This is a genomic window from Marichromatium bheemlicum (genome assembly GCF_012276755.1).
Classification (GTDB): domain Bacteria; phylum Pseudomonadota; class Gammaproteobacteria; order Chromatiales; family Chromatiaceae; genus Marichromatium; species Marichromatium bheemlicum.
Genome location: NZ_JAAXKX010000007.1, coordinates 47,412 through 67,700 on the forward strand (window position 1 = coordinate 47,412; position 20,289 = coordinate 67,700).

Genomic DNA, 20,289 nt, shown 5'->3' on the forward strand with positions numbered 1-20,289 from the left:
ATCGGTGTCAGCGCCAGAGACGGCGGGGCTCAGCGATAGAGCGTGAGCGGGAAGTACTCGGTGATCAGGATCACCGGTCGCCGCGCGATGATGATGCGGTAGGTGCGATAGACCGCGCTCGGCGTGGCGCCGTCCTCGACCAGGCCGACGTCGAGCACCTCACGATAGCTCTCCAGGCCGCTGTCGCGGATCAGCACGCCGATACCGATCTCGCGATCGATCAGGCGCTGGCGAAAGTCGGCCGGGATCAGGTCGGTACGGATCAGCGAGAAGGCCTCGGCGAAGCTGCGGCCGCTGTCGTTGCCGCGCAGTCGTGCGTCGCGGACCAGGCAGCGCTCGCCAGCGCCGACGGCGATCCAGTCGACCGCGGCGGTGGCGTGCTCGAAGCGTTGCTCGACGGTGTCGACCGTCACCGGTTCCCAGAAGAAGGCCTCGAGGATCTTGGTGACGGTGCCGTCGGTGACCAGCAGGGCACGGAGGAAGGGAGGGAGTTCGGCGAGCGCGATCGAGGCACCGCTCGCCGCATGGAGCCGGCCGTCGCGCAGGAAGCCGTCGCAGCGGAAGTTCGATTGCGCCGGGGCCGGGTTGGGACGTCCATAGTAGCGATGCATGCTGAGACCCTCAGCACGCCCGCCAGGTAAGGGCGGCGAGGGGGGATCGGGGTGCGGACATGGATACTTGCCTTGGGGTTCGGTTGTCAGGGTGTCGTCGCAGCGCTCGAGCGTCGCGGCGTGGTGACGGGAAAAATATCAGAACTTCGTCGCGCCGGGCTTGATGTTGGGTCACGCTTGACGCACTCTCAGTGCACGACGCCCGGTCGCCTCATGGTCGTGGCAGGATCGGGGGTCGACACACTGGACCTTGAGGGTCGGAGACCAAGACGTCACCTGCATCAGATCCACCCACGGCGGTGGTGGTGCGCGTGCGCGAGGGTCAGCCCCAGGTGAAATGTGTTATACCAACAAAGGCCTAGAGCCGATCAATGGAGACATTACTAATGACCAAGACCGTCAAGCTCGCTTCCCTGTCCGTTGCCGCCCTCCTCGGTGCATCGCTGCTCGGCGGTTGCGCGACCGACCAGACCGCTCGCGACATGGCTCAGCAGGCGCTCGACAGCGCCAACAGCGCCCAGGCCTGCTGTAACGCCAACACCGAGCGCCTGGATCGCATGTATCAGAAGATCATGGGTAAGTAAGGCTCGTGATCTGAGCGTACCCGGTGTCCCACGACCAGTGGGACACCGGTGTTCTCGTCGATGGCGCGCTGGACCTCGTGCCAGTCGATCTTCACCCCCTCGGTCTCGACGAGGGTCGCCGGGATCACCGCCCGGGCCGCTTGCCGTTTCTCCTCACGATCGATGTGGACCTCCAGATAGAGATCGTCACCGCGCCAGCCGAGCTTGTAGGGTTGGTCGACGATGGTCACCTGGGTACGTAGCTCGGTGAGCGAGAACAGTTCTTCGATCCCCTCCGGATAGAGTCGGATACAGCCCGCGCTGACCTCCATCCCCAGTCCCCAGGGTTTGCTGGTGCCGTGGATCAGATATTCCGGATCGCTCAACCGCATCGCGAACTGCCCCAGCGGATTGTCCGGACCGGGAGGCACTACCGCCGGGAGGATGTCGCCGTAGGCGGCATGGGCGGCGCGCACGCTCGGCCCCGGGGTCCAGCTCGGGTCGCGCTTCTTCTCGATGATGGTGAACGAGCCCAGCGGGGTGTCCATGCCCTCGCGCCCGACGCTGATGGCATAGGAGCGGACCTCCTCCGGGTCGTTCGGCGGGTAGAAATAGAGCCGCTTCTCCGGGCGGTTGATGACGATCCCCTGACGTGGTGCATCGGGTAGCACGTAGAAGGTCGGCACCATGACCTCGGTGCCTGCGCCCGGGACCCACATGTCGACCTCGGGGTTGGCGCTGCGCATGTCCTCGAAGCCTTGGTTGTTCTGGCGGGCGACGTCGAGCAGGGTGTCGTCGGCGCGTGTGGCGAAGTAGAAGGGGAAGCCGATGACACTGTCGCCCGGGTGTTCGAGCCGATAGGTCTCGGCCGGTGCCTTGACCGTTGCCGCCAACGTCAGTGCGCCGAGCAGCGCGGCGCTCAGCGCCCGGTGGGCGTGGCGGAATCGCGGTTTCGTCATGACCTGTATGTACCTCTGTGTTCGCCCAAAATAGCCCTCGATCGATCGTTGACGGGTGCCTGGTGCCCGCTCTGAGGCGCGCATCCTCGGCCAGTCCGTCGGACTCTGCAAGCAGGCGCCGGGATGGTGGTGACCAGGCGTGCCTGGAATAAGATGGATTGCGCCGGGGCGGATTTCGAGCGCGGTGCGATCGTCTCTTCCGATCCTACGCCCCGGCGCTGGGTTCCGCGCCGTGCTGCGGAGGCATGACTGCGGTGCGGACGTGGTTCGGGTTATGCTTCGGTGATCGACCAGGCTCGATTGATTCGCAGTTGCAGCCAACACCGCCATCGACCCAGATCCATCATCCATGCCGCACACCGCCCCTCTCTCCCTCTCCGAACTCCCGCTCGACACCCCGGCGCGTATCGTCGAGATCCGTGGCGGGCATCACCTGACCCGTCGTCTGCTCGCCCTCGGGCTGCGCCAGGGTAGCGCCTTGAGCGTGGTGCAGCGGCGTGGACAGGGGCTGGTACTGGCCACGGGCAGCGGCCGTATCGCCATGGGGTTCGGGGTCGCCGAGAAGCTACGGGTGCGGCTCGAGCCCGAGGTCGGCACCACGGACGATGGTCGTGACTGATCGGTCCGCCACCCAGCCAGCCCCCTCCCAACCCTCAGGACCGAAGCGATGACGGCGACCAGCATCACCCATCACGACCAACGTCCAGCGCCACTCACCCTGGCCCTGGCCGGCAACCCCAATTGCGGCAAATCGGCGCTGTTCAATGCCTTGACCGGGATCCGCCAGACCACGGGCAACTGGCCCGGGGTCACGGTCGAGCGTAAGGAAGGGGCGCTCGATCTCGATGGTCGACGGCTGCGGGTGATCGATCTGCCGGGGATCTATTCGCTCGATGCCAGCTCGCTCGACGAGCGGGTCACGCGCGACTACCTGCTCGCGCGCGAGGCCGGGTTGATCGTCAACGTGGTCGACGCCGCTAACCTCGAACGACACCTCTATCTCACCGTGCAGCTCCTGGAGATGGGGGTCGATCTGGTGGTGGCGCTCAACATGATGGACGTGGCGCGCAAGCGTGGGGTGGAGGTCGATGTCGCCGCGCTCGCCACGGCTCTCGGTTGTCCGGTGGTGCCGGTGGTGGCGGTCACCCGCGAGGGGCTCACCGAGCTGCAGGCGCGGGTGCTGGCGGTGGCCGAGGGGCGTGAGCCGGGGGGGCACGCGCTGGCCCAGGGCGACTGTGTCGAGGAGGCGATCGAACGCTTGGCGTCGACCTGCGATTCGGCGCAGCCGCGGGCCAATGCCCGCTGGCTCGCGCTCAAGTTGCTCGAGTCCGACCCCGAGGCCGAGCGCGTCGCGACCCCTGAGACCCGTGCACTGGCGGTGCGGGCCCGTGCCGAGATCGCCGAACGTGTCGGCGACGAGGCCGATCTGCACATCGCCGACACCCGTTTCGGTCATGCCCATGCGGTGGCGCAGCGGGTGGTGCGTCAGCGCGGCGCTGCGGGGCGCAATCTCTCCGACCGTATCGACCGGGTGGTGCTCAGCCGCGCCTTCGGTATCCCGCTGTTCCTGCTGATGATCTATCTGATGTTCATGTTCACCATGAACGTCGGGGGCGCCTTCATCGACTTCTTCGACCTCGCCGGGGGCGCGCTCTTCGTCGACGGCACCGCCGCGCTGCTCGGCGCGCTCGGTGCCCCGGCCTGGCTCGAGTTGGTGCTCGCCCAGGGCATCGGCGGCGGGCTGCAGGTGGTCGGCACCTTCATCCCCATCATCGCCAGCCTCTACATCGTGCTCTCGATCCTCGAGGACTCGGGCTACATGGCGCGCGCGGCCTTCGTGATGGATCGCTTCATGCGCTCGATCGGGCTGCCGGGCAAGGCCTTCGTGCCGTTGATCGTCGGCTTCGGTTGTAACGTCCCGGCAGTGATGGCCACCCGCACCCTGGAGCACGAGCGCGAGCGCAAGCTCACCATCCTGATGAACCCCTTCATGTCGTGCGGCGCGCGGTTGCCGGTCTATGCGCTGTTCGCCGCCGCCTTCTTCCCGCATTCGGGGCAGAATCTGGTGTTCGCGCTCTATCTCATCGGCATCGCCGCGGCGGTACTCAGCGGCCTGGCGATGAAGCACAGCCTGTTGCGCGGCGACAGTGCGGGGCTGCTGATGGAGCTGCCGCCCTACCACCTGCCGACCCTGCGCGGGGTGGCGCTGCGTACCTGGGACCGGGTACGACTGTTTCTGCGCGGGGCGGGCAAGGTGATCGTGCTGATGGTGCTGGCGCTCAACCTGCTCTCGAGCGTCGGCAGCGACGGCAGCCTCGGCAACGAGGACAGTGATCACTCGGTGCTCGCCGCCGCCAGCCGTGCCGCCACCCCGCTGTTCGCGCCGCTGGGGATCGAGGAGGACAACTGGCCGGCGGTGCTCGGGGTGATCTCCGGGGTGCTCGCCAAGGAGGTGATCGTCGGCACCCTCGACTCGCTCTATGGCCGGCTCGCCGAGGAGGAGGGAGGGGGAACGACGGCGGACGACGAGGCGTTCGCGCTCGGCCCGCGGCTCGGCGAGGCGCTGGCCACCATCGGCGACAACCTCGGCGCGCTCGGCGCGCGGGTGCTCGACCCGCTCGGGCTCGACGTCGGTGAGATCGCCGACAGCGCCGAGGCGGCCGCCACCCAGGGGGTCCGGGATGCGACCTTCGGGGCCATGATCGAGCGCTTCGACGGCCAGGCCGGGGCCTTCGCCTATCTGCTGTTCGTGCTGCTCTACTTCCCCTGTGTCGCCACCATCGGCGCCATCGTGCGTGAGGCCGGGGCGCGTTGGGCGGTCTTCGTCGCCGCCTGGACCACCGGCGTCGCCTATCTGGTCGCCGTGGTCTTCTATCAGGCCGCGACCTTCACCCGCGATCCGCTCGGCGCCGGGCTGTGGATCGGCGGCGGGCTGGCGGTCCTGGTGGCGGTATTGCTGGGGTTGCGGCGCTGGGCGGGCGTCAGTCGGCGAGCTGACGTGGCCGGGTGAGCGCGAGCAGGTGGGCGCAGCCGGGTTCGAGCACGCTCCAGTCCGCTGGCATCTCCAGTCGCGCGACCGCTGCAGTGGGCAGCAGTTTGGCCTTCTCCGGTGGCTCGAGGTCGTCGCCGGCGAGATACCGCAGCAGTTGCTCCAGCCCGGGATTGTGGCCGACCAGCAGGACCGTGTTGGCCGGTTGCGGACATCGCGCCAGGGTCTCGAGCAGGGTGTTGAGCCCGGCCTCGTAGACCTCTGGTGCCCAGCGGATGCATCGCCTGTCGAGGTCGAGGCACCTGCAGACCAAGAGCGCGGTCTGGCGCGCGCGCTCGGCCGGCGAGCTGATGATCTGGTCGGGGACCAGGCCCTCGCGGTAGAGCCAGGCGCCGATCCGCGGCGCGTCGCGGCGGCCACGCTTGGCGAGCGGGCGGGCGAAGTCGGTGGCGGTGCCGCTGTCCCAATCGGACTTGGCGTGGCGGAGGATCAGCAGTTCTCGCTGGGTGCGGAAGGGATCTGGATAGCTCAAGCCGGGATCCAGGCCAGGCGACGATGACTTGGACGCACTTTTAACACAGTCGTCATCTCGGCGACAGTGCCGTCACGCTGCGCCGGGATCAGTGGAGTTCGGCGAGCAGCCGCTCGATCATTCCCTGGGCCTGCTGGCGATAACCGCCGCCGAACAGGTTGAGGTGGTTGAGGACGTGGTAGAGGTTGTAGAGGGTCTTGCGCACCCCGTAGCCGGGCGCCAGTGGCCAGGCCTCGCGATAGGCGGCGTGAAAGGCCGGGCCGAAGCCGCCGAACAGCTCGGTCATCGCCAGGTCGGTCTCGCGGTCGCCGTGATAGACGGCAGGGTCGAAGATCACCGGGGCGCCGTCGGCGGTAGCGCCGATGTTGCCCCCCCAGAGATCGCCGTGCAGCAGCGAGGGCATCGGGGTGTGATCGAGCAGGGCGTCGAGCCCGAGTAGCAGGCGCTCACCGGAGCGTTGCAGCGCGCCACCGTGCCCTTGGGCGGCGGCCAGCTCGAGCTGTGGGCGCAGTCGTCGTTCACGCCAGAATTCGGCCCAGTCGGCGCAGGGGGTGTTGTGCTGCGGGGTCGAGCCGATGGTGTTGTCGCGGTGCCAACCGTGCCGTGCGGCCGTGGTGTGGTGCAGCGCCGCCAGCTCGCGGGCGGCGCGTACCGGATCGAGACGCCCGACGAGGGTGAGGTGCTCCATCGCCAGGAAGCTGTGGCCGTCGACCAGGCCGGTGCAGATCGGGCGCGGTACCCGGATTGCCGCGGCGGCGGCCAGCGCGGTGAGGCCCTCGGCCTCGGCCTCGAACATCGTCAGGCGCTCGGGGGTGTTGAGCTTGACGAAATAGCCGCGCTCCGGAGCCTCCAATACCAGGGCCTGGTTGATGCAGCCGCCATGCATGGAGTGGCTGCGCTCGGGATGGAAGGGGCTGGCGGTGGCGGCGCTGATCCGGGCGGCGAGCGCGGTCTCCAGGCTCACAGGCTCCCTCGGGCGATGATGCGGCGGTGCAGTGGGCTGGTGCGCGGGAAGTGGGCGCGCAGGAACTCCATCTGATCGGCGAGGACGTGACGGCCCATCAGATAGATGTACTCGGCATGATTGGGGGTGAAGGGCACTGCCAACAGCTCCATGCCGGCGTCCTCGGGGGAGCGTCCGGCCTTGATGTTGTTACAACGCATGCAGGCGGTGACGACGTTGTTCCAGTGGTCCTCGCCGCCCTTGCTGGTGGGGCGGACATGATCACGCGAGAGATGGCGTGCTGAGAAGCGCTGGCCGCAATAGAGACAAATGTGGTCATCGCGCTGAAACAGGGTGCGGTTGGAGAGCGGCGGCACATAGTCGTCCTGCTGCTTGGCGATCGTCTGGTGACCGCCGTAGGTGGCGATGATCGAGTGGATCACCAATTGGCTGCGCAGTCGGGTGTGCGCGTTGATGCCACCGTGGAGACGAAACAGGGTATGGCCGCAGGCGTAGGCGACCTGGCCGAGATAATAGAGACGGGCTGCGACGCGATAGTCGACCCATTCGAGTGGCATGCCTGCCAGATCCGTTCGCAGCACCTGTTGATTCAATGACAACATAGCGAAAATGCGGCTCGGAATTTGCCTGCATCATACAGGCTTGGTCGTTTGATGCAAGTCATTGTGTCGTGTCTCTTAACCGGCGAGGGATTGCGGTTTTTCACCGCATTCGGCGGCATTGTCACCGGCCTGTCGATATGAGCCGACCAGCGGTCATCGTACTTGGCGAGGTCTGGGGCGGCGAGACGATGGCCGAGCTGTCGTGGGGCATTGATCCACCGGCTCATCGAACGTCGATGCGATCGTCGTCGATCGCGAATGAATCAGTCCCGATGATGACCCGGATCCTCGGTCGTAGATGTACGAGTACGGTCTGCGTACTCACTTTCATTCACAGATGAGTGTCTGTGGAGACATGGATGCAGACACGCTTCGATCTGTTCTCATCGATTTTCATAAGAATTCAATAAGAGATTGATCTTTAAAACAATTTCTATCTTGGTCAAAAATTGTTTAAGGACCTTGGAGAGGCGTTGTGACACTGAATGATGGCGTGTTGACGGCGACTGTCCCCAGACTTATCCACAGCTTCCGCGGGGGGCGTGACCAGGGGACGCGTGCTGGTCGTGTCTCCTGCGCTGTCGAGGTTGCGCGATGAACGCGATCGGGGTGGCGCGGGTGGCGTTGGCCGGGCCGGTCGACGCGCTCTTCGATTATCTGCCTGCCGCGACCGGTGACCCCCTGCCTGGGAGTCGGGTGCTGGTCCCCTTCGGTCATTCGCGTCGGGTCGGCATCCTGGTCGAACACGCCGCCGAGTGCGCCTGCGATCCCGCCGCGCTCAAGCGTATCGAGCGGGTGCTCGACCCTCGGCCACTGTTTGCACCGGCCGACCTGGCGCTGCTGCGCTGGGCCGCGCGCTACTACCACCATCCGCTCGGCGATGCGCTGTTTACCGCGCTGCCGGTGCGGTTGCGGGGCAGCGGGCGATTGCTCGGGGCCGAGGTCGGTGGGGTACGACTGACCGCTGCGGGTGCGGCCCTGGCACCCGCCGAGCTGGCCCGGGCGCCGCGCCAGCAGGCGTTGCTCGAGCGTCTCGCCAAGGCCCCGCAGGGGGTCGCACTACAGGTCCTCGAGCAAGAACTTGCAGGGGTTGCCAGTGCGTTGCGCGCGCTGCGCGCCAAGGGTCTAGCCGAGTCTTGCAGGGTCGCGCCGGCGCGCGCGGCGGTGTCGCCCCCCGCGCCGGCCGTCGTACCCACGCTCAATCCCGAGCAGGCCGCCGCGCTGGCGGCGGTGAACGCCGCGCGTGGCGGTTTCCAGCCCTTCCTGCTCGATGGCATCACTGGCAGCGGCAAGACCGAGGTCTATATCCGCGCCATCGCTGAGGTGGTGGCCGCCGGTGGTCAGGCGTTGGTGATGGTCCCCGAGATCGGGCTCACCCCGCAGCTGCGCGAGCGCTTGCGCACGCGCTTGCCGGGCCCCCTGGCGGTGCTGCACTCGGCGCTCGCCGCCGGCGAGCGCGAGCGCGCCTGGCACCAGGCGGCCAGCGGCGAGGCGCCGGTGGTGCTCGGCACCCGCTCGGCGGTGTTCGTGCCGCTGCCGCGACTGGCGCTGATCGTGGTCGACGAGGAGCACGACCCCTCACTCAAGCAGCAAGAGGGGTTTCGCTACTCGGCGCGCGATCTGGCGGTGCGCCGCGCCCAACTCGTCGGTTGCCCGGTGGTACTCGGCACCGCTACGCCGGCGCTCGAGACCCTGCACAACGTCGCCGTCGGTCGCTACCATCGTCTGGCGCTGCCGCGCCGCGCCGGCGGTGCGCGACCGCCCACCATCAACCTGCTCGACATCCGCAACCAGCCCTTGCGCGCCGGGCTCTCACCGGTGCTGCGCGAGCGCATGCACGCGGCCCTGGCGGCGGGAGGGCAGGTGTTGCTGTTGCTCAACCGCCGTGGCTATGCCCCGGTGCTGACCTGCCACAGCTGTGGTTGGGTCGGGGCCTGTGTCGATTGCGACGCACGCATGACCCTGCACCTGACCGAGCAGCGGCTGTGGTGTCATCACTGTGGTCGGGTCGAGCCGGTGCCACGTGACTGTCCACAGTGCGGTGGGCCGGACCTGCGCATGCTCGGGCGTGGTACCGAGCGGCTTGAGGAGGGGCTGGCCGAGCTCTTCCCCGAGGTGCGGATCGCGCGCATCGATCGCGACAGCACCCGGCGCAAGGGCGAGCTGACGCGGTTGCTCGCCGCGGTGCATCGCGGCGAGGTGCAGATTCTGCTGGGTACCCAGATGCTGGCCAAGGGGCACGACTTCCCCGGGGTGACCCTGGCCGGGGTGATCGACCTCGACCACGCCCTCTATGCCAGCGACTTCCGCGCCCCGGAGCGCACCGCCCAGCTCATCGTCCAGGTCGCTGGTCGCGCCGGGCGGGCCGAACGTGCCGGCGAGGTGGTGCTGCAGACCCGTCACCCCGAGCACCCGCTGCTGCAGTCGCTGTTGCGCGAGGGCTATGCCGGTTTCGCCCGGGCCGCGCTCGCCGAGCGCGAGGCGGCGCAGCTGCCGCCCTTCACCTATCTGGCGCTGTTACGCGCCGAGGCCCCCGAGCAAGCGGTGGCACACGCCTTCCTCGCTGCGGCCCGTGATCTTGCCGAACCCTTGTGTGATCCCGGGGTGGAGCTGCTCGGGCCGGTCCCGGCGCCGTTGGCGCGGCGAGCCGGGCGCCATCGGGCGCAGTTGCTGGTGCAGTCGGCAGCACGTCCGGCGCTGCAGCAGCTCCTCGCCCAGTGGACACCCGCGCTACGCGGTCTGCGGCGGCGCCAAGGCGTGCGGTGGTCGCTCGATGTCGATCCGCAGGAGATGGTTTAGGCGTTACCGGCGAGCCGTCGTCGGTCGTCGTCAGCAGGCGGCGACTGGTCGAGTCTGCGGGCGCGGGGGGGTGTCGGTCGGCCCTGGACCCGGGCGACTGGGCACGACCCGTCCCCGTCGCTCAGGCGGCGATCCCGGGTCGGATCCCAAGGGTACGGGCACCGCTGGTCGCTGTCTGCGTGCTGACGACCGGTCGTGACCGGGGGCGGCTCTAGCCGCCGGCGGTGCCCTCCCTCGTGACGCCGGATTCGGGTATGCTAGGGGCAGGATCGGGGCTGCCGCCCGATCGATCCGGCGCCCTAGCACTTTCCATCTCCATTGCGGCTCGTGCCGCCGATCGCCGGTCCCGGCCCCGACCCTGGGGTCGCGCGAATCCCGCGTTGGTGCGGTGCGGCCTGGTCGTAGGCCTGCATGAAGCAAGACATCATCGAACTCATTCGTGACGCCCTCGGGCGTCTCGTCGCAGACGGCACCCTCGCGCTCGAGACCCTGCCCGAGCCTCAGCTCGAGCGCACCAGGGACTCGGCCCATGGCGACTTCGCCACCAATATCGCCATGGTGCTGGCCAAGCAGGCGCGCACCAAGCCGCGTGACCTGGCGCAGCGGCTGGTCGATGCGTTGCCGGCCTCCACAGCCGTGGAGCGGGTCGAGATCGCCGGTCCCGGCTTCATCAACTTCTTTCTCGCCGAGGCCGCCTATCACACCCTGGTGCCGCAGATCATGGCCGCCGGGCCCGACTACGGCCGCAGCCAGATCGGTGCCGGACGCCGGGTGCAGGTCGAGTTCGTCTCGGCCAATCCCACTGGGCCGTTGCACGTCGGTCACGGTCGCGGCGCGGCCTACGGCAGCGTGGTCGCCGACCTGCTCGCGGCGGTCGGGTTCGATGTCCATCGCGAGTACTACGTCAACGACGCCGGCCGCCAGATGGATATCCTCGGTACCTCGGTGTGGCTGCGTTATCTCGAACTCTGCGGCGAGGCGCTGACCTTCCCGAGCAATGGCTACAAGGGCGATTACGTCTGGGACATCGCCGCGACCCTGCACCGCGAGCACGGTGATGCCTACCGGGTGCCGGCCGAGGAGGTCTTCGCTGGGGTGGCGGCCGATGACGACGGCGCCGGCGGCGGCGACAAGGAGGCGCACATCGATGACCTGATCGCGGCCGCCAAGCGCCTGCTCGGCGACAACCGCTATCGCTTCGTCTTCGAACTCGGGCTCAATACCATCCTCGACGACATCCGTGACGACCTCGCCGGTTTCGGTGTCGAGTACCAGGAGTGGTACTCCGAGCGTACGCTCACCGAGAGCGGCGCGGTCAACAAGGCCATCGAACGGCTGCGCGCGTCCGGGCACGTCTACGAGCAGAACGGCGCGCTCTGGTTCCGCTCCACCGACTTCGGCGACGAGAAGGACCGGGTGGTGGTGCGCGACAACGGTCAGACCACCTACTTCGCCTCCGACATCGCCTATCACCTGGACAAGCTCGAGCGGGGCTTCGAGCGCGTGATCGACATCTGGGGCGCCGACCACCACGGCTATGTGCCGCGGGTGAAGGCCGCGCTCGAGGCGCTCGGTGACGACGCCAGCCGCCTCGAGGTGCTGCTGGTGCAGTTCGCCATCCTCTATCGTGGCGGCGAGAAGGCGCAGATGTCGACCCGCTCGGGCGAGTTCGTCACCCTGCGCCAGCTGCGCGAGGAGGTCGGGCGCGACGCGGCACGCTTCTTCTACGTCATGCGTCGTTGCGAACAGCACCTCGATTTCGACCTCGACCTGGCCAAGTCGGAGTCCTCCGACAACCCGGTCTACTACGTCCAGTACGCCCACGCCCGCGTCTGCAGCGTGCTGCGTCAGGCCGCCGAGCGCGGCATTGTCATCGAGCCGAGCGAGGGCACCAGCCACCTCGAACGCCTGGTCGAGCCCCAGGAGCAGGCACTGCTGCGCACCATCGCGCGCTATCCGGAGGTGGTCGAGGGTGCGGCACTCAAGGCCGAGCCGCACCAGCTCACCCACTATCTGCGCGATCTCGCCAACGAGCTTCACACCTACTACAACGCCCATCAGTTCCTGGTCGATGACGTCGCGCTGCGCGATGCGCGGGTCAAGCTGATCCTCGCCGTGCGTCAGGTGCTGCGCAATGGTCTGGGGCTGCTCGGGGTGAGCGCGCCGGAGACCATGTGAGATGACCCGGGACTACCGACGCGGCGGTGCGACCCGCCCCAGCCCGAAGCGCCAGCAGTCGCGCTCCTGCGTCTGGTGGTTCCTGCTCGGTGCCCTGCTCGGTGCCTTCGGCGCCAGTCTGTACTGGATGCCCGAGCCCGAGACCGGTGCGACCGAGCCGGCACCGCGCGCCTCGCGCTCGGTGCCGGTGCAGCCCGACTTCCAGTTCCCCACCCTGCTGCGTGATGCCGAGATCGAGGTCGGTACCGAGGCCCCGCCTCCCCCGCCCGTCTCTCGTCCTCGCCCTGAACCACAGCCTCCGGTCGCGTCACCGCCGCCCTCGGCCAACGTCGAGCGTGCGCCTGCCGCGTCGAGTGGCAGTTACGTGGTCCAGGCGGGATCCTTCAAGCGCAACGCCGATGCCGAGCAACTGCGTGCCGAACTCGGCCTGCTCGGCCTCTCCAGCCGGATCGAGCGGGTCACCCTCGACAGCGGTGCGGTCTATCACCGGGTACGCCTCGGGCCCTACGTCAACAAGGCCGAGGCCGACCGGGTGCGTGACCGGTTGCAGCGTGCCGGTAAGGAGGGGCTGACGTTGCCGGTACGCTGAACACCGCCACGGTCGCGTTCAGTCCAACTCCAGGGTCTTGCCCGAGGCGACATAGATCGTGCGCTCGGCGATGTTGGTCGCGCGGTCGGCCACCCGTTCGTAGTCGTGGACGATCCACAGCAGCTCGGTACCGGTGACGGCGAACTCGGGATCGGTGCGCATGTGCTCCAATACTTGCTCGATGAAGGCGTGCTCGGCCTGGTCGATCTGGGCCTCGGCGGCCACCGCGGCACGGGCACGTCCCTCGTCGCCATTGTCGGTGAAGACCTCGAGGCTGGTCGCGAGCATCGTGATCGCGGTGCGTGCCAGCTCCGCGATCGCCGCGACCGGCGTCGCTGGAAAGGGTGTCTCGCCATGCTTGAGGAGGATCCGGGCGACGTCGGCGGCATAGTCGGCGATGCGCTCGAGTTCGCCGGCCAGCTCCATGCAGGCGCCGACGGCGCGCAGATCGACGCCGGCGGGCTTGTAAGCGGCCAGGGTGACCAGGCACTCCTGTTCGAGCAGGCGGCGCTGCTGGTTGATCTCGGCATCGGCGGCGACGATCTGAGCGGCCAGCGTTCGATCGTGTCGCTCGAGACAGTCGACCGAGCGGCGTAACGCCGTGAGTGCGAGCCCTCCCAGCGCGTCGACGGCATCTTGCAGATGGGCGCGTTGTTTCTGCACCAGGGTCAGGCTGTCGGTCATCGAATGAATCCTCATGCTTGGGGGCGTGTCGACGCCACCGGCGCCGACATGGCAACGCTCCATCTTCGCACAGGGATGTTGCGGATTTGCGGCGGTGCCGGCTCAATCCTCCTCGTGCGGTGGGGTATGGAGCCCGAGCCCGCGCGGGCGGCCCAGCCGTCCGCCGGGACCGAAGTCGCGGGCGATCTCGACGAGCCGCTCGTCGGGCAGCGGGGGCGTCGGCGCGCGCGGCTGCCCGGGGGTGGCGTCGATCTCCAAGGTCTGGGTGGGGAAGGCGAACCCGACCCCGAGTCGATCGGCCAGGCGCACCACCTCCAGCAATACGCGCTGGCGCTCGACCAGCTCGGTCGCCCAGTCCGGCACGGTGAGGAAGAAATAGAGCATGACCGTGATGCCGTGCGCGCCGAGATCGCTCACCACCACGTGGAAACCGTCCTTGCGGGTCGCGGGATTGGCGCGGATGACCCCCTTGATACCCTCGAGAAAGGCCTCGATGCGTTCCGGCGGGGTGTCGTAGCGCAGGTCGATGGTGGTGTAGACGCGACGGTGGTCGCGCTTGCCCATGTTGTCGATGGTGGCGTTCATGGTGTAGGCGTTGGGCACCGCCAACACCGAGTCGTAGAAGGTGCGGATGCGGGTGCTGCGAAAGCCGATGTCCTCGACCGTGCCCTCGTAGTCCCCCATCTTGATCCAGTCGCCGATGCGGAAGGGGCGGTCGAACATGATCGCCAGCGAGCCGAACAGGTTGGCGAGGGTCTCGCGCGCGGCGAGCGCCACCGCTAGGCCGCCGACCCCAAGTCCGGTGATCACCGAGTAGGCAGGCAGGCCGATGCGTTGGGCGCCGTCGATCACCAGTGCGGCGATGGCAATGATGGTCAGCAGGCGGAAGCCAAGCCGCAGCAGCTGGCTGTCGATACCACGCGGGCGCAGCCGGCGCGAGCGGATGATCGCCTCGGCGGCCTGGTGGAGCAGCAGCGTGACCAGCCAGGCGAGCACGCCGTAGAGGACCAACACGAAGCCCTGCTTGACGGTGACTACGACCGCGCCGGTGAGGTTGATCTGGGCGTCGATCAGGGATTCGAGCCCGTGCAGCAGCAGTGCTACCGCGCCGAGCGCGAGGATGGTGCCGCCTCGCCCGGAGGTGTCCGCCCGGCGTTGGTCGGCGCGCCGACCGGCGCGTAACAGCGCGCTGGCAAGCAGCGCGCCGAGGACGAGCGCGACGGTGGTGGCGAGCCACTGCCACAGGGTCTGGCCGAGCCATTGCCGGGTCAGCCACTCCGGCAGTGTCCGCCCCCAGTCGAGGCTGAGCCCGCGCCCCGGGGTAGAGATGTAGGCGTCGTAGAGCCCGGGGGTGGCCTCGGGCAGGTAGGGCAGCGCGGCGATCCGGTCATAGTCGTCCTCGAGGCGATCGAGCGTCCCCGGGGTGAACAGGAATTCACCCGTGCGCGGCCCGCTCTCGACCCGGGCGATAATGATCTCGGTGTTGGGGATGCGCCAGCGGGTGAGGTCGTGCCGCTCGACCGAGCGCGCGTCCGGGACCTCGGCGAGCACCGGCAGGCCGACCCGGTCGATGATCTCCTTGAGCAGCAGCGCGCGCTCGATGCCGATGTTGGCGGCGAGGCGCTCGGGGGTCTCGCTGAGGTCCAGGGTGCGCGCCGCCCGTTGCAGCGGCACCAGGGTGTCGTTGCGTGGCCGTGCGGGGTCGAGGGCGATGGCGTGGACGTGCTCGAGGTTGGTCAGCAGGCTCTGCAGCGTTGCCCTGGGGCTCGAGGTGTCGGGAGGTCGCAGCGGGTTGGCGGCGGAGGCGATTGCCGCCGGCGGGTTGGCCGGGACGGGGGCGACCGGCAGCCAGACGAGACCGAGCAGGGCGATGAGGCCGAACGTGGCACGCCAGCGTGTGGATGGTGCTCGCCCCGTGATCCCCGGTCGTGCCTCCATCTGCCATCTCCTGATGCCCATTCCCGCGCTCCCGCAGCTGACGGACCCTTGCCCGCCTCGGCTTGGGGTATAGCCCGCCACCGTCCCCTGTGCAAATGCAAGGGCGGTCGCGGCTCAGTCGCGGTCGCGTCGTTCGATGGTCTCGGGGTCGGCGTCGATCGGACGATAGATCTCCACCCGCTCCTCGGGTGCGAGTGTCCGCTCGAGGGTGACGAGGCGGCCGAAGATCCCGACCCGGTTGACCTTGAGGTCGATCTCGGGGAAGCGTTCGAGCATCCCCGATCGCGCGATCGCCTCGCCCACCGTGGTCTCCTCCGGCACCTCGATCCTCAGCCAGGCACGTTGCTCCTTGCTGGCATAGGCGACGCCGATTCGCATGCTGTTTTTCTCTGCCATCGTTCGCTCTTGCTCAGACCGGTGCCGCGGTGGCGCCACGGGCGCGGATGCGGGCACGTCGGGTATCGATCAACCGCTTGCCCGCGAGCATGAAGCCGAGGGCGAGGAAGCCGCCGGGGGGCAGGATCGCGAGCAGGAAGCCAGGGTAGTCGGGGATCAGGGTCAGCTCGAGGAAGGCCATCGACTCGCCGAGCAACAACGAGGCGTCGGCGAACAGGGTGGCGCTGCCGATGATCTCGCGCACCGCGCCGAGCGCGACCAGCACCAGGGTGAAACCGATGCCCATCATCAGCCCGTCGAAGGCCGAGGGCAGCACCGGGTTGCGCGAGGCGAAGGACTCGGCGCGCCCGAGGATGGCGCAGTTGGTGACGATCAAGGGGATGAATAACCCGAGCACCTTGTGCAGGTCGTGCAGCCAGGCGTTCATCGCCAGGTCGACCAGGGTGACCAGCACCGCGATCACCAGGATGAACACCGGGATGCGGACCTCCGCGGTCACCAGCGAGCGCACCAGCGCCACCAGCACCCCGGAGAGGGTCATCACCAGGGTACTGGCCAGCCCCAGCCCGAGCCCGTTGGTGGCGGTGGCGGTGACCGCCAGCAGCGGACAGAGCGCGAGCGCCTGTCCGAGCACCACGTTGTTGTTCCAGATCCCGTCGGCGGCGATACGCCGCCAGTCGGTGGGTTGCGGTTGCGACATCGGGGTCACTCCTCTGCGGTGTCGAGCCGGTCGGGCGCGACGATGAGCCGGCTGCGCTCGGCGGCGAAGCGTTCGAGCCCGGCGCGCACCGCGCGCACCACCGCGCGCGGGGTGATGGTCGCGCCGCTGAACTGGTCGAAGTCGCCGCCGTCCTTGGCCACCGCCCAGCGTGCCGCTGGCGGGGCGCCGAGCGCGCGACCGTCGAAGTCGAGGATCCAGTCGTCCTTGGCCAGCTCGATCTTGTCGCCGAGCCCGGGGGTCTCGCTGTGGGCGATCACCCGCACCCCGAGGATGCGTCCCTCGGGATCGACGCCGAGCATCAGCCGGATCTCGCCGGCATAGCCCTTGCCCACCACCGGGAAGGCCAGCGCGCTGACCGCGCCGCCGCGCAGCGCGCGATAGACGGTGACCGTGCGCCCGGTGTCGTCGACCAGGGGGACGGTGGCCTCGAGCAGGTCGTTGTCGTGCAGCTCGGCCGGGATCACCTGGGTCAGGGTCGCCTTGAGGTCCTCGGCCTCGCGCAGGGCGATGGTGTCGCGGGTGGCGATGTCGCCCATCACCAGCAACGCCGCAGCGAGCAGGGCGAAACCGCCGAGCAGTCCGGCCTGATAGCCGACGCGTGAGCGATAACTGGGTTCGGCGAGGGTGTTCATCGACGGGTCTCCGGGTGCTCGGCGCCGACCAGCGCGCGGCCGCGGCGGTCACGGCCGTGGATGCGGGGTCGGACGTAGTGGTCGATTACCGGGGTGCAGGCGTTCATCAGCAGCACCGCGAAGGCGACCCCCTCGGGGTAACCCGCCCAGGTGCGGATGACATAGATCAGCAGCCCGCAACCGGCACCGAAGATCAGTCGCCCGCGCGCGGTCACCGGCGAGGTGGTGGGGTCGGTGGCGATGAAGAAGGCACCGAGCATGGTGGCGCCGCCGAGCAGGTGATAGGTGGCGTCGGGGTAGTGGGTCGGGTCGTGGATGTGCATCACCGTGGCGAGCAGGGCAAGGGTGCCGAGCATCGCCGCCGGGATCTGCCAGCCGATCACTCGGGTGAAGATCAGGCCGAGGCCGCCGAGCAGCAACAGCAGCGCCGAGGTCTCGCCGAGGCTGCCGCCGTGGAGGCCGAGCGCGGCGCTGAACGGCGCGAAGCTCGTGCCGAGGATGCCGCTCAGCGTCTCGCCCTGATCGAGTGCGGTGCGCACCACGCCGAGCGTGGTGGCGCCGCTGTAGGCGTCGAGCGGTGCGCCACCCTGGACGATGGCCAACGCCTCGCCCAGCCCTGGGGCGGCGTCGCTGCCGAGCGGGACCGGGGCGACGAAGCTGGTCATCTCCACCGGGAAGGCGATCAGCAGCGCCACCCGCGCCACCATCGCTGGGTTGAAGGGGTTCTGACCGATGCCGCCGAACACCTGCTTGGCGATCAGGATCGCGATCACCCCGCCGATCACCCCGATCCACCAGGGCGCCCAGGGCGGCAGGCTGAGCGCGAGCAGCCAGCCGGTGAGCAGCGCCGAGCCGTCGCCGAGGAAGGGGCGCAGCGGGCGCCCGGCGAGCCACAGACAGAGCGCCTCGGTGACCACCACGGTGGCGAGGGTGATGGCGAACAACAGCAGCGCCGGCCAGCCGAACTGCCACAGCCCGAACAGGGTGGCCGGTAGCAGCGCGAGCATCACCAGGCGCATGTCGCGGGCGATGCTCGCGCCACCGTGGACGAAGGGGCCGGCGCTCGCCGGGGGTGCGATGTGCATGGTCTCAGTGCTCCGTCTCGGTCTGCTGCTCGGCCTGCTTGCGCGCGGCCTCGCGCTTGCGCCTGGCCATCGCCTCGCGCTTGGCGCGCTTGATCGCCTCGAGGCGTGCGCTGCGTTGCTCGGCCAGCGCCTTGGTCTCGGCCTGCTTGCGCCTGGCGCGCGCGCGCGCGGCCAGCTCGCCCTTGGCGTGGGCGATGTACTGCGCCAGTGGCTGCTGCGAGGGGCAGGTGTAGGCGCAGGAGCCGCAGCCGAGACAGTCGTGGAGCCCGCGCTCGGCGGCGCCCTCGAGGTCGCCGGCACGGATGTACGCGGCCAGCTCCAGCGGCACCAGGCCACAGGGGCAGACCTCGACGCAGCGTCCGCAGCGGGTGCAGGGCATGGTCCGACCGGGTGCGCGCTCGGCGGCGCCAAGGGCGAGGATGGCGTTGCAACCCTTGGTGGTCGGTGCGCGATGGCTGGGGAGCGGTTGGCCCATCATCGGCCCGCCGCTCACCAGTCGGGCGTCGTCCTCGGTGAGTCCGCCGCAGTGCGCGATCAGCGTCTCCACCGCAGTGCCGAGCGGCACCCACAGGTTGGCCGGGCGCGCGATCGCCGCGCCGCTGAGGGTGAGCGCCCGCGCGATCAGCGGCTGGCCCAGACGCAGCGCCTGGTGGACCGCGAAGGCGGTGGCCGGGTTGTGCACCACCACGCCGAGTTGGGCGGTGAGCGCCCGCGCCGGGGTCTCGCGACCGGTGAGCGCCTGCACCAGATGGCGCTCGGAGCCCATCGGGTAGCGAGTCGGCACCCGGATCAGGGTGATCGCGTCGAACCTGGCGGCGGCCGTCTCGATGGCCGCCGCCGCCTCGGGCTTGTTGTCCTCGATCGCCACCAGGATCCCACCGACGCCGAGCGCGTGGGCCATGATGCGTGCACCGTCGATCACCGCCTCGGCGCGCTCGCGCATCAGCCGGTCGTCGCAGGTGAGATAGGGCTCGCACTCGGCGCCATTGATCACCAGGGTGTGCAATGGATGGCTGGCGCCGAGATTGAGCTTTACCGCGGCCGGGAAGGTCGCGCCGCCGAGCCCGACGACGCCGGCGGCGGCGACCCGCTCGGCGATGTGCGCCGGGTCGAGGGCGAACGGGTCGTCGCAGGGGGTGATCGCTGGGTGCCAGCGCTCCTCGCCATCGGGCTCGATGCTGATCGTCGGCATCGCCAGTCCCGAGGGGTGGTGGGCCGGGCGCTCGGCGATGGCGATCACCCGCCCCGAGGTCGGCGCGTGCAGCGGTGCCGAGATCGCTCCCTGGGCGCGGGCGATCGGTTCGCCCTTGGCCACCCGCTGACCCTTGCGTACCAGCGGCGCGGCGCTGGCGCCGATGTGCTGCTGCAGCGGCAGGTCGAGCCGCGCGGGTAGCGGCAACTCGGTGATCGGCGCGCTCGCGGCCAGCGCCTTGCGGTCATCGGGGTGGACGCCGCCGCGCAGCGGGTGGATGCGGTTGGCGGGGCGGCGTAACAGTTGGCGCAGGGCAGTCATCGTGCGGCCACCTCCGGCCGGGGCCAGTACCAGGTCTGCGGGGTGGGGCGCTCGGGGCGCATCTCGATGCCCTCGGTGGGGCAGACCGCGGCGCACAGGCCGCAGCCGGTGCAGGCCTCGGGGAAGACGGCATGGATCATGTTGTTGGCCCCCAGGATGGCGTCGGTCGGGCAGCGTTTGAGGCACTTGGTGCAGCCCACGCAGCGGGCCTCATCGATGTGGGCGAGGCGCGGTGGCTGGTCGTCGACCGCGGAGAGGTCGGCCTCGACCCCGAGCAGCTCGGCCAGCGCCTCGGCCAGCGCCCGCCCACCCGGTGGGCAGCAGCTGACCGCGGCCTCGCCAGCGGCGATCGCCGCGGCCGCTGGGGCGCAGCCGGGGTAGCCGCACTGGCCGCATTGCGAGCCCGGCAGCAGCGCGGCGACCTGCTCGACGACGGGGTCGTCCTCGACCTTGAGGTGGTGCGCGGCGAGTCCGAGCAACCCGCCGAGGGCGAGGCCGAGCGTGGTGAGGGTGAGGATGGCGGCAAGCATCTCT

General features: G+C 69.1%; 19 protein-coding genes. 6 read left to right on the forward strand and 13 right to left on the reverse strand.

Annotated features, from left to right (window positions below; translation table 11 throughout):
- Positions 1 to 29: 29 nt before the first annotated feature.
- A complete protein-coding gene (locus tag HF203_RS06865; RefSeq protein ID WP_168667978.1) occupies positions 30 to 611 on the reverse strand; it encodes a chorismate--pyruvate lyase family protein in 582 nt (193 codons plus the stop codon).
- 386 nt (positions 612 to 997) lie between these two features.
- Here HF203_RS06865 and HF203_RS06870 point away from each other — a divergent pair, with 386 nt between their 5' ends.
- Positions 998 to 1,195, forward strand: a complete 198-nt coding sequence (locus HF203_RS06870; protein WP_168667980.1) for an alanine-zipper protein — start codon at positions 998 to 1,000, stop codon at positions 1,193 to 1,195.
- On the opposite strand, the gene HF203_RS06875 is transcribed toward HF203_RS06870, so the two are convergent.
- A complete protein-coding gene (locus tag HF203_RS06875; protein WP_246221683.1) occupies positions 1,174 to 2,133 on the reverse strand; it encodes a L,D-transpeptidase family protein in 960 nt (319 codons plus the stop codon). The genes HF203_RS06870 and HF203_RS06875 overlap by 22 nt on opposite strands.
- Before the next feature lie 349 nt (positions 2,134 to 2,482).
- Between HF203_RS06875 and HF203_RS06880 the strand changes: the two genes are divergently transcribed.
- Complete coding sequence (locus HF203_RS06880; RefSeq protein ID WP_168667982.1) at positions 2,483 to 2,752, forward strand: FeoA family protein; 270 nt, start codon at positions 2,483 to 2,485, stop codon at positions 2,750 to 2,752.
- Positions 2,753 to 2,800: 48 nt separating this feature from the next.
- A complete protein-coding gene (feoB, locus tag HF203_RS06885) occupies positions 2,801 to 5,143 on the forward strand; it encodes a Fe(2+) transporter permease subunit FeoB (protein WP_168667983.1) in 2,343 nt (780 codons plus the stop codon).
- Here feoB and HF203_RS06890 read toward each other — a convergent pair.
- The 3 genes from HF203_RS06890 to HF203_RS06900 all read right to left on the reverse strand — a co-directional run bounded on the left by HF203_RS06890 (position 5,115) and on the right by HF203_RS06900 (position 7,220).
- A complete protein-coding gene (locus HF203_RS06890) occupies positions 5,115 to 5,654 on the reverse strand; it encodes a SixA phosphatase family protein (protein ID WP_168667985.1) in 540 nt (179 codons plus the stop codon). The genes feoB and HF203_RS06890 overlap by 29 nt on opposite strands.
- Positions 5,655 to 5,742: 88 nt before the next feature.
- A complete protein-coding gene (locus tag HF203_RS06895) occupies positions 5,743 to 6,618 on the reverse strand; it encodes a fructosamine kinase family protein (RefSeq protein ID WP_168667987.1) in 876 nt (291 codons plus the stop codon).
- Positions 6,615 to 7,220: an HNH endonuclease gene (locus tag HF203_RS06900; RefSeq protein ID WP_168667989.1), complete on the reverse strand. Its 606-nt coding sequence runs from the start codon at positions 7,218 to 7,220 to the stop codon at positions 6,615 to 6,617. The genes HF203_RS06895 and HF203_RS06900 overlap by 4 nt, the downstream gene beginning before the upstream one ends.
- Before the next feature lie 594 nt (positions 7,221 to 7,814).
- On the opposite strand from HF203_RS06900, the gene HF203_RS06905 reads away from it, so the two are divergent.
- The 3 genes from HF203_RS06905 (at position 7,815) to HF203_RS06915 (ending at position 12,786) form a co-directional block, all read left to right on the forward strand.
- Positions 7,815 to 10,019 carry a primosomal protein N' gene (locus tag HF203_RS06905; RefSeq protein WP_168667991.1) on the forward strand — a complete coding sequence of 735 codons (2,205 nt, stop codon included), beginning with the start codon at positions 7,815 to 7,817 and terminating at the stop codon, positions 10,017 to 10,019.
- 411 nt (positions 10,020 to 10,430) lie between these two features.
- Entirely contained in the window at positions 10,431 to 12,197 is a 1,767-nt protein-coding gene (argS, locus tag HF203_RS06910; protein ID WP_168667992.1) for an arginine--tRNA ligase, read from the forward strand.
- A gap of 1 nt (position 12,198) precedes the next feature.
- Positions 12,199 to 12,786 carry an SPOR domain-containing protein gene (locus HF203_RS06915; RefSeq protein WP_168667994.1) on the forward strand — a complete coding sequence of 196 codons (588 nt, stop codon included), beginning with the start codon at positions 12,199 to 12,201 and terminating at the stop codon, positions 12,784 to 12,786.
- An 18-nt stretch (positions 12,787 to 12,804) separates the two neighbouring features.
- Here the strand turns inward: HF203_RS06915 and phoU are convergent, their stop codons facing one another.
- From phoU to rsxB, 8 genes are all read right to left on the reverse strand, one after another.
- Entirely contained in the window at positions 12,805 to 13,470 is a 666-nt protein-coding gene (phoU, locus tag HF203_RS06920) for a phosphate signaling complex protein PhoU (protein ID WP_168667996.1), read from the reverse strand.
- Positions 13,471 to 13,572: 102 nt separating this feature from the next.
- A complete protein-coding gene (locus HF203_RS06925; protein WP_168667998.1) occupies positions 13,573 to 15,408 on the reverse strand; it encodes a mechanosensitive ion channel family protein in 1,836 nt (611 codons plus the stop codon).
- 114 nt (positions 15,409 to 15,522) lie between these two features.
- Positions 15,523 to 15,804 carry an RnfH family protein gene (locus tag HF203_RS06930; protein ID WP_246221684.1) on the reverse strand — a complete coding sequence of 94 codons (282 nt, stop codon included), beginning with the start codon at positions 15,802 to 15,804 and terminating at the stop codon, positions 15,523 to 15,525.
- Between the two features lie 13 nt (positions 15,805 to 15,817).
- The gene (locus HF203_RS06935; protein ID WP_168668000.1) at positions 15,818 to 16,504 is read right to left on the reverse strand and encodes an electron transport complex subunit E; all 687 of its coding nucleotides are present in this window, start codon (positions 16,502 to 16,504) and stop codon (positions 15,818 to 15,820) included.
- 5 nt (positions 16,505 to 16,509) lie between these two features.
- Entirely contained in the window at positions 16,510 to 17,157 is a 648-nt protein-coding gene (gene rsxG, locus HF203_RS06940; protein ID WP_168668002.1) for an electron transport complex subunit RsxG, read from the reverse strand.
- Positions 17,154 to 18,242 (reverse strand): RnfABCDGE type electron transport complex subunit D, encoded by a 1,089-nt coding sequence (locus HF203_RS06945; protein ID WP_168668004.1) that lies wholly within the window; start codon positions 18,240 to 18,242, stop codon positions 17,154 to 17,156. Before HF203_RS06945 ends, rsxG begins: the two co-directional genes overlap by 4 nt.
- 4 nt (positions 18,243 to 18,246) lie before the next feature.
- Positions 18,247 to 19,755 carry an electron transport complex subunit RsxC gene (gene rsxC / locus HF203_RS06950; RefSeq protein ID WP_168668006.1) on the reverse strand — a complete coding sequence of 503 codons (1,509 nt, stop codon included), beginning with the start codon at positions 19,753 to 19,755 and terminating at the stop codon, positions 18,247 to 18,249.
- Complete coding sequence (gene rsxB, locus HF203_RS06955) at positions 19,752 to 20,285, reverse strand: electron transport complex subunit RsxB (protein ID WP_168668008.1); 534 nt, start codon at positions 20,283 to 20,285, stop codon at positions 19,752 to 19,754. Before rsxB ends, rsxC begins: the two co-directional genes overlap by 4 nt.
- Between the last annotated feature and the right edge of the window lie 4 nt (positions 20,286 to 20,289).

Excerpts from the sequence above, each read along its gene's own strand:
- HF203_RS06865 (WP_168667978.1), bottom strand. The coding sequence starts at position 611 with ATGCATCGCTACTATGGACGTCCCAACCCGGCCCCGGCGCAATCGAAC.
- HF203_RS06870 (WP_168667980.1), top strand. The coding sequence starts at position 998 with ATGACCAAGACCGTCAAGCTCGCTTCCCTGTCCGTTGCCGCCCTCCTC.
- HF203_RS06875 (WP_246221683.1), bottom strand. The coding sequence starts at position 2,133 with ATGACGAAACCGCGATTCCGCCACGCCCACCGGGCGCTGAGCGCCGCG.
- HF203_RS06880 (WP_168667982.1), top strand. The coding sequence starts at position 2,483 with ATGCCGCACACCGCCCCTCTCTCCCTCTCCGAACTCCCGCTCGACACC.
- feoB (WP_168667983.1), top strand. The coding sequence starts at position 2,801 with ATGACGGCGACCAGCATCACCCATCACGACCAACGTCCAGCGCCACTC.
- HF203_RS06900 (WP_168667989.1), bottom strand. The coding sequence starts at position 7,220 with ATGTTGTCATTGAATCAACAGGTGCTGCGAACGGATCTGGCAGGCATG.
- HF203_RS06905 (WP_168667991.1), top strand. The coding sequence starts at position 7,815 with ATGAACGCGATCGGGGTGGCGCGGGTGGCGTTGGCCGGGCCGGTCGAC.
- argS (WP_168667992.1), top strand. The coding sequence starts at position 10,431 with ATGAAGCAAGACATCATCGAACTCATTCGTGACGCCCTCGGGCGTCTC.
- HF203_RS06915 (WP_168667994.1), top strand. The coding sequence starts at position 12,199 with ATGACCCGGGACTACCGACGCGGCGGTGCGACCCGCCCCAGCCCGAAG.
- phoU (WP_168667996.1), bottom strand. The coding sequence starts at position 13,470 with ATGACCGACAGCCTGACCCTGGTGCAGAAACAACGCGCCCATCTGCAA.
- HF203_RS06925 (WP_168667998.1), bottom strand. The coding sequence starts at position 15,408 with ATGGAGGCACGACCGGGGATCACGGGGCGAGCACCATCCACACGCTGG.
- HF203_RS06930 (WP_246221684.1), bottom strand. The coding sequence starts at position 15,804 with ATGGCAGAGAAAAACAGCATGCGAATCGGCGTCGCCTATGCCAGCAAG.
- HF203_RS06935 (WP_168668000.1), bottom strand. The coding sequence starts at position 16,504 with ATGTCGCAACCGCAACCCACCGACTGGCGGCGTATCGCCGCCGACGGG.
- rsxG (WP_168668002.1), bottom strand. The coding sequence starts at position 17,157 with ATGAACACCCTCGCCGAACCCAGTTATCGCTCACGCGTCGGCTATCAG.
- HF203_RS06945 (WP_168668004.1), bottom strand. The coding sequence starts at position 18,242 with ATGCACATCGCACCCCCGGCGAGCGCCGGCCCCTTCGTCCACGGTGGC.
- rsxC (WP_168668006.1), bottom strand. The coding sequence starts at position 19,755 with ATGACTGCCCTGCGCCAACTGTTACGCCGCCCCGCCAACCGCATCCAC.
- rsxB (WP_168668008.1), bottom strand. The coding sequence starts at position 20,285 with ATGCTTGCCGCCATCCTCACCCTCACCACGCTCGGCCTCGCCCTCGGC.